Origin of the sequence: uncultured Bacteroides sp. (genome assembly GCF_958445495.1) — a bacterium.
Lineage (GTDB): Bacteria > Bacteroidota > Bacteroidia > Bacteroidales > Bacteroidaceae > Bacteroides.
Window position 1 is genome coordinate 113,152 of the sequence record NZ_CAUCSQ010000010.1, and the last position, 6,995, is coordinate 120,146.

Here is a 6,995-nt window from a genome sequence, read left to right on the forward strand (position 1 = left end):
TACTTATTTTGATTGAAATTTCCTTCTTTATCGGGGCTGAAATAATCGTATGAGGTGATAAAACCGGGATTTCACATCCGTATCTGTCCCACAGCAGGGAATTTCATGCCCTTTTGCATGGCCGGGAAGAGCGAATCATGCCGGAACCGTTCGGTGATGCGGGAACCGGAAGCAGACAGGCATTCGGCACGAACGAATCAATAATGACGGGCTTCATATCCCTCATTTTATAAATGAAGGCAGTCCTTTTTAAAAAGAACTGCCTCCCAAATAGAAAATATGGAAAAATCAAATCTTATTCCTGAATAGCAGCGATACCCGGAAGAACTTTTCCTTCGATAGCTTCGAGCAATGCGCCGCCACCGGTTGAAACATAAGACACGCCGCTTGCCAGGCCGAACTTGTTGACACAAGCTACGGAGTCACCTCCGCCTACGAGTGAGAATGCGCCGTTCTTGGTCGCTTCAACGATTGCTTCGCCTACAGCACGTGAGCCGTGGGTAAAGTTGTCGAATTCGAATACGCCTGTAGGACCGTTCCAGAGGATAGTCTTGGATTCTCTGATAACGTTAGCGAAGATTTCTTCCGTCTTAGGACCGATATCCAGGCCTTCCCATCCGTCGGGAATTTCATTGACCGGGCAGAACTTCGTATTGGCATCGTTAGAGAAAGAATCGGCAATCTTGGCGTCAACGGCCAGAACTAGGTTTACACCTTTCTCTTTTGCTTTTTTCATCAGGTCCAGAGCCAGGTCAAGCTTATCGTCCTCGCAGATAGAGATACCGATTTTGCCGCCCATTGCCTTCGTGAACGTATATGTCATACCGCCGGCGATAATCAGGTTGTCCACCTTGTTCAGCAGGTTTTCGATGATTTCGATTTTGGAAGAAACCTTAGAACCGCCCATGATGGCAGTGAACGGACGTTTGATGTCGTTCAGCACCTTATCAACGGCTTTCACCTCTTTTTCCATCAGGTAACCGAACATCTTATGGTCTACATCGAAATATTTGGCAATCAATGCAGTGGAAGCATGGGCGCGGTGAGCGGTACCGAATGCGTCGTTTACATAACAGTCAGCGTAAGAAGCCAATTTCTTGGTAAATTCCTTCTGGCTTTCTTTTACCGCTTTCTTGGCAGCCGCTTTTTCTTCGTCCGTAGCATCTTCAGCCAAGCCTCTCGGTTTGCCTTCTTCTTCAGCGTAGAAACGGAGGTTTTCGAGCAACAGAACTTCTCCCGGTTGCAGAGCGGCAGCCTTTACGGCAGCTTCTTCACCCATGCAGTCGTTAGCGAACTGAACTTCAACGCCCAGCAAATCAGACAGATGCTTGATGATATGTTTCAAGGAGAATTTATCGGCAACTCCTTTCGGACGGCCCAGGTGGGAACCGATGATAATGCTGCCGCCGTCTGCCAAAATCTTCTTCAAAGTAGGAAGAGCTGCACGCATACGGGTGTCATCTGTAATGTTGAAGTTTTCGTCCAGGGGTACATTGAAGTCCACGCGAACAAATGCCTTTTTACCGGCAAAATTGAATTTGTCAATTGTCTGCATAATACTCTATTTTATTTAAAAGTGTTTTAAAGATATTCTTTCAGAACGACCGCAAAGTTACTATTTATTTCGGTTTCTTGCTATTAAATCGTTATTTATTCTTGACTTTGGGTTCCTCTTTTGTAACTTTATAAGTGTTACAGAAATATTTGCACATCATTTGCAAACCGCAGGTGGCACATTTTGGGGTGCGCGCCTGGCAGACGTAACGTCCGTGCAGAATGAGCCAGTGGTGTGCAATCGGAACCAGTTCTTCCGGGATGTTCTTTGTCAGTTCTTTTTCTACGCTGAACGGAGTGGTGCAACTGTCCGGAACCAGTCCGAGACGGTGGCTGACACGGAACACGTGCGTATCTACCGCCATTGCCGCCTTGTGGAATACGACCGACTGGATTACGTTGGCGGTTTTCCTCCCCACGCCGGGCAGCTTTATCAAATCCTCCAGGTTGTCGGGAACCTCGCTATGGAAATCCTTGACCAGCATTTTAGCCATTCCTACCAAGTGCTTCGCCTTATTGTTCGGATAAGACACGCTGCGGATATATTCGAAAACCACTTCCGGCGTAGTGGCGGCCAGAGCCTCCGGAGTCGGAAAAGCTTTATACAACGGAGGAGTAATGATATTTACCCGTTTGTCTGTACATTGGGCGGAAAGGATAACGGCAATCAGCAATTCGTACGGATTGTTGTAATGCAGTTCCGTTTCGGCCACCGGCACGTTTTCCTGAAACCAGGCGATTACTTTTTCATAACGTTCTTTCTTTCTCATCGTAATTTGTTTTTATGATAATGAGGCGTTACTTTCAATTTGAAATAAACGGCGGAAACAACCGTCAGGCAAGCGCCGAAAAGATAAGCCTTGCCGAATGTGCTGATGTCGGCGATATACCCCCCGGCCAGCATGCCGATACCGATTCCCACGTCCCAGGAAGTCAGGTAAGTGGAGGTAGCCGTTCCGCGTTGGTTGTTGGGAGCGAGATTGACAAACAGGGTATTGAAAGCCGGAAACATGATTCCGAATCCGATACCCAATAATAAAGCGATTCCGAAAAACAGGACTATGCATGCCGTGTCGCTCCATTGAATCAGATATGCGCAGGTGGCAAGCAGGAAAAAACTGAGCACCACCAGATACAGTCCGGCGGCTATCACTTGCGTGATTTTTCCCCGGTCTACCAACTTTCCCGAAAAGATACGCGAGATAGCCATACCGATTGCCATGAACGTGAAGAAAAATCCGGTTTTTGCATTTAATCCTATCTGGCGGGCGTACATGGCGACATAATTGGTCGTCATTCCATAAGGGATAGACAATAACAGCAGGCTTATCCCGGCAGGTATTCCTTTGAGCAAAATAAACCGGTCGAGTGAAACCGGCTCTCGTTTTACCGGAGGCTTATAAGGGGTTTTTACCAGACACGCCGATAAGAATCCCAGCATGCACGAACCGAGTGCGTAGCAGAATATCGTCGCGAAGGAGACGCCGGCGTCATGCAGGAAAAGCCCGAACATCGGGCCGATAGACATTGCCGTGTTATTCGTCAAGCCGTAGTATCCCAATCCTTCCCCCCTGCGTGAAGAAGGCATGATGTCGATTACGACGGTATTTCCACCCACCGTCACCATTCCGAAAGAAACGCCGTGAACAATGCGGAAAATGATAAATAGGGTGAGCGAACCGGCAAGCAGGTATCCCCCGAACATCATCATAAAGATGAAATAGGCGAACAGATAAAGAGGCTTGCGGGAAAATGTGTCGAGCAGATAACCGGAAAACGGGCGGATGCAAAGGGCCGCGACCGTATAACAGGAGAGGACCGCCCCGATGGTAGAGTTTCCCGCCTGGAAAAACTCGGATAAGTAAAACGGCAAGACAGGAATCAGCAACCAGAAACCGAAATAAAGCAGGAAGTTGGCCGCCAAGATGAAACAATAACTGGAAGTAATGAGTCTATCCTTTGCCATGACAAATCGTGTTTAATGCGCCGATATGCCGCCCGCATGCCGGTTCCCTGCGTAAAACACAGTGTACCGGCACACAGGCATATCCAGTCGCATTACATTTAGTATGCCGCTTCGAATTCTTTCAGGAAGCGGGTATCGTTTTCGGAGAACATCCGAAGGTCTTTCACCTGGTATTTCAGGTTCGTGATGCGTTCGATACCCATACCGAGGGCATAACCGCTGTATATTTTGCTGTCGATACCGTTGGCATCCAGCACGTTCGGGTCTACCATGCCGCAACCGAGGATTTCCACCCAACCGGTATGTTTGCAGAACGGGCAGCCTTTACCGCCGCAAATGTTACAACTGATATCCATTTCGGCGCTCGGCTCCGTAAACGGGAAATAAGACGGGCGCAGGCGGATTTTCGTATCCGCGCCGAACATCTCCTTGGCGAAAAGCAGTAACACCTGCTTCAAATCGGTGAACGATACGTTCTTGTCTACATACAAAGCTTCTACCTGGTGGAAGAAACAGTGGGCGCGGTAACTGATGGCTTCGTTACGGTACACACGTCCCGGACAAATGATGCGGATAGGAGGCTGGGAAGCTTCCATCACGCGGCTCTGTACGGAAGAAGTGTGTGTGCGCAGTACGACATCCGGGTGAGCTTCGATGAAGAAAGTATCCTGCATGTCGCGTGCCGGATGGTCTTCGGCGAAATTCAGCGCTGAAAACACATGCCAGTCGTCTTCGATTTCCGGTCCTTCGGCGATGCTGAATCCCAGACGGGCGAAGATATCGATGATTTCATTCTTTACAATTGTCAGCGGGTGGCGCGTACCGAGCTCTATCGGATAAGCGGAGCGCGTCAGATCCAGCCCGTCACAATGGTTGTCCTGGCTTTCGAACTGTTCTTTCAGAGCGTTGATTTTATCCTGCGCCTTTGTTTTCAGTTCGTTCAGTTTCATGCCGACCGCTTTTTTCTGTTCGGCGGCTACGTTGCGGAAATCCGCCATCAAGTCATTAATGGCTCCCTTCTTGCTGAGGTATTTGATGCGGAGAGCTTCGAGTTCTTCGGCATTGGAGGCGTGCAGGGCTTCCACCTCTTTCAGAAGTTGTTCAATCTTAGCTATCATATTTTTGATGTATTGTTATTCAGTTTCTTAGTAAAAACCGTGCAAAGATATAATTTTATCACGAACCATCGAAATAATTTGTATCTTTGTTGCCGGTATATACCGAAAATCCGGCGACTTATGAAAAAGATTGTTTTCTCTATCCTGCTTTTGACCTTTTCTTTCCGTCTCACGGCCCAGATAGATTATCTGGAACCGGTGAAACCTTTTGATACTTACCCCGGTGAGTTGGGCGAGTACTACCGCAATGTGTTTTCGCTCCTGAACACCGGCTTTCAACAGAAACCTTATGCACGTTTTGCCGCAATACCTTCTTTCTCGCCCGAATATGCCATGTCGGTAGAAAAGAGGAACGGGCAATATTGTGTGGTTTCGAATACATTGTCGAAGACGTACTGGCAGGCGGAGAAGGGAACGGTGACGGTCAATACCAAATCGGCGGTTATCAGCCGGTCGCTTTATCAGTCGTTGGGGGCCATCTTCCGGCTGGTGACGGGCCAGATACAGGATTTGGACGGCTCTACCGCCGGATTGGACGGGGTGGTTTACTATTTTGCCGCCGCAGACTCGAAAGGGACAAACCGGATGGGGCGGAAGTGGTCGCCCGAAAAAGGCTCTTTGATGGAACATTTGGTACTGGTCTGCCAGTCGGCCTATCTGTTGTCCAAAGGAGAGAGCATTTCAGAACCCGCATTGGCGGAAGAGGCGGCAGCTTTTTTGAAAGAGTTGCAGCAGCGCGACCGTGAACGGCCGGATGCTTATAAGCAACCTATGTATGTAGGAATTTATCAGGTGGGGCCTTGCCAAAGGTCGCTTTCCGGCAAGCAAATAGAGGAACTGGCACATTTTCGCGACATGAGCCCGGAAGAATATGTTGCCGGACAGATGGCTTACCCGGCAGAACTTCTGGCAGAGAATGTTTCGGGATATGTGTTGTGTGAGTTTACGATTGACAAAGAAGGGGTGATTCTCCGTCCCCACATTCTGAAATCCACTCATCCGGAATTTGCCGAGGAAGCTCTCCGCATCGTGAAAGGAATGCCGAAATGGGTTCCGGCATTTGCAGGAGGCAAACCGACGGATAGCAATTATACTCTTTATATACCTTTCCGTCCGCATCTGTACTCCCCCGCAAAATAAAATCGTTTTTTTGCTGTCACTGTTGTCACCTTCTTATTATTCCGGTAGGCAATAGGTTGATAATAAACGTATTGCCGACCGGAAATAATGTGACGGCAAGGGGGTGACAGCAAGGTGACGGAGATGTTGCTGTCACAAGATGTATCCATCCCGGTTTGAGGTTGACCGGTTAGGTCTCTTAATCCTGGAACAAGCCGTTTCCTTTAGGCATGGCGAAGTCCTTTGGGCATGGCGAAGTGTCCCATACGGATACAGCTACCTTATTTAGGTATAAAATCCTATTTCAGGTATAAACAGGCAAGCGGCCAATCTTATCCGGCGTACGGCGATAACGTCCGGTTTCCATTAGATAAAACAAAAGTTTCATGTTGATGAATATGTAGTTTCTACGGGTTGAAACAAAAGTTTCGTATAGATGAATCTCTGGTTTCTACTGAAAGAAACAAAAGTTTCATGCTGATAAACCGGTTGTTTCAAGCGTAGGAACAGATTGGTTCAACCGGTGGAACGAAAATCATGCTTGTCACCTCCGGGTTTGGGCAGTGCCGGTATTTTTATATTTGTGCCGGAAGGAAGATAACGAGATTGCCGGTTTCGCATTTTCAGATAATGAGAGATGTCCGGGTTCTCCAAAAAACATTAAAACCGGGAACTTTTTCCGGTTCTGTTTGTCTTATACGCATAAACTTAATAAAAAGATGATTTATGGATGATATGATTAACAGGCATGATTCGATTGCGGAAGAGAATATCGACCCGAATGCTCGTCCGGCAACCAATGATTTTGAAGAATGGAGCAGTGAAGTAACCGACCGTACGGATAATGTCTTTAAAAATGATACAGAGAATGGTCCTATCAAAAACCGTAAGAAACGTATAAAAGAAATGGAGGAAGTGATAAAGAAAGACCTTGAATAAAGGTCTTTCTTCGTATTAGATAACAGAGAAAGAGATTGTATCTCCAGTCAAGGGATTATATAGCCTTTTCGGGAAAGAAGGGAGACAACGATATTGTGCCGGTATAAAAAATAAAATGGAATTAAAGGATAAGGTGGAATTAAAGGATAGAATGAGTTTAAATGATGGAATGAAATTAAGTGATGATTATTGAAGTATAATTCTTTCTAACATTAACAATCTTTTGTCGTATAATTTCTTTTTTTGGTGAGTTCTATCAATTCAATTTATCCTCTTGTATCAGACAGCAGAACTCTTTA

Annotated in this window: 6 protein-coding genes; 2 read left to right on the plus strand and 4 right to left on the minus strand. The window is 47.0% G+C overall.

Annotation, left to right across the window (positions count from 1 at the left end):
* Positions 1-295: 295 nt before the first annotated feature.
* The 4 genes from pgk to pheS all read right to left on the minus strand — a co-directional run bounded on the left by pgk (position 296) and on the right by pheS (position 4,638).
* Positions 296-1,555, minus strand: a complete 1,260-nt coding sequence (gene pgk, locus Q5076_RS05595) for a phosphoglycerate kinase (protein ID WP_303011500.1) — start codon at positions 1,553-1,555, stop codon at positions 296-298.
* Positions 1,556-1,646: 91 nt separating this feature from the next.
* Positions 1,647-2,324, minus strand: coding sequence for an endonuclease III (gene nth / locus Q5076_RS05600; protein ID WP_303011502.1), 678 nt, complete (start codon positions 2,322-2,324; stop codon positions 1,647-1,649).
* Positions 2,321-3,520, minus strand: a complete 1,200-nt coding sequence (locus Q5076_RS05605) for an MFS transporter (RefSeq protein ID WP_303011503.1) — start codon at positions 3,518-3,520, stop codon at positions 2,321-2,323. The genes nth and Q5076_RS05605 overlap by 4 nt, the downstream gene beginning before the upstream one ends.
* A gap of 98 nt (positions 3,521-3,618) precedes the next feature.
* Positions 3,619-4,638 (minus strand): phenylalanine--tRNA ligase subunit alpha, encoded by a 1,020-nt coding sequence (gene pheS, locus Q5076_RS05610; protein ID WP_303011508.1) that lies wholly within the window; start codon positions 4,636-4,638, stop codon positions 3,619-3,621.
* 120 nt (positions 4,639-4,758) lie between these two features.
* Between pheS and Q5076_RS05615 the strand changes: the two genes are divergently transcribed.
* A complete protein-coding gene (locus Q5076_RS05615) occupies positions 4,759-5,778 on the plus strand; it encodes an energy transducer TonB (protein WP_303011511.1) in 1,020 nt (339 codons plus the stop codon).
* Positions 5,779-6,483: 705 nt separating this feature from the next.
* Entirely contained in the window at positions 6,484-6,696 is a 213-nt protein-coding gene (locus Q5076_RS05620; protein WP_303011514.1) for a hypothetical protein, read from the plus strand.
* The last annotated feature ends 299 nt before the right edge of the window (positions 6,697-6,995 follow it).

What these genes read in the sequence shown, in the direction of transcription:
- pgk (WP_303011500.1), bottom strand. Translation starts at nt 1,555, where the DNA reads ATGCAGACAATTGACAAATTCAATTTTGCCGGTAAAAAGGCATTTGTT.
- nth (WP_303011502.1), bottom strand. Translation starts at nt 2,324, where the DNA reads ATGAGAAAGAAAGAACGTTATGAAAAAGTAATCGCCTGGTTTCAGGAA.
- Q5076_RS05605 (WP_303011503.1), bottom strand. Translation starts at nt 3,520, where the DNA reads ATGGCAAAGGATAGACTCATTACTTCCAGTTATTGTTTCATCTTGGCG.
- pheS (WP_303011508.1), bottom strand. Translation starts at nt 4,638, where the DNA reads ATGATAGCTAAGATTGAACAACTTCTGAAAGAGGTGGAAGCCCTGCAC.
- Q5076_RS05615 (WP_303011511.1), top strand. Translation starts at nt 4,759, where the DNA reads ATGAAAAAGATTGTTTTCTCTATCCTGCTTTTGACCTTTTCTTTCCGT.
- Q5076_RS05620 (WP_303011514.1), top strand. Translation starts at nt 6,484, where the DNA reads ATGGATGATATGATTAACAGGCATGATTCGATTGCGGAAGAGAATATC.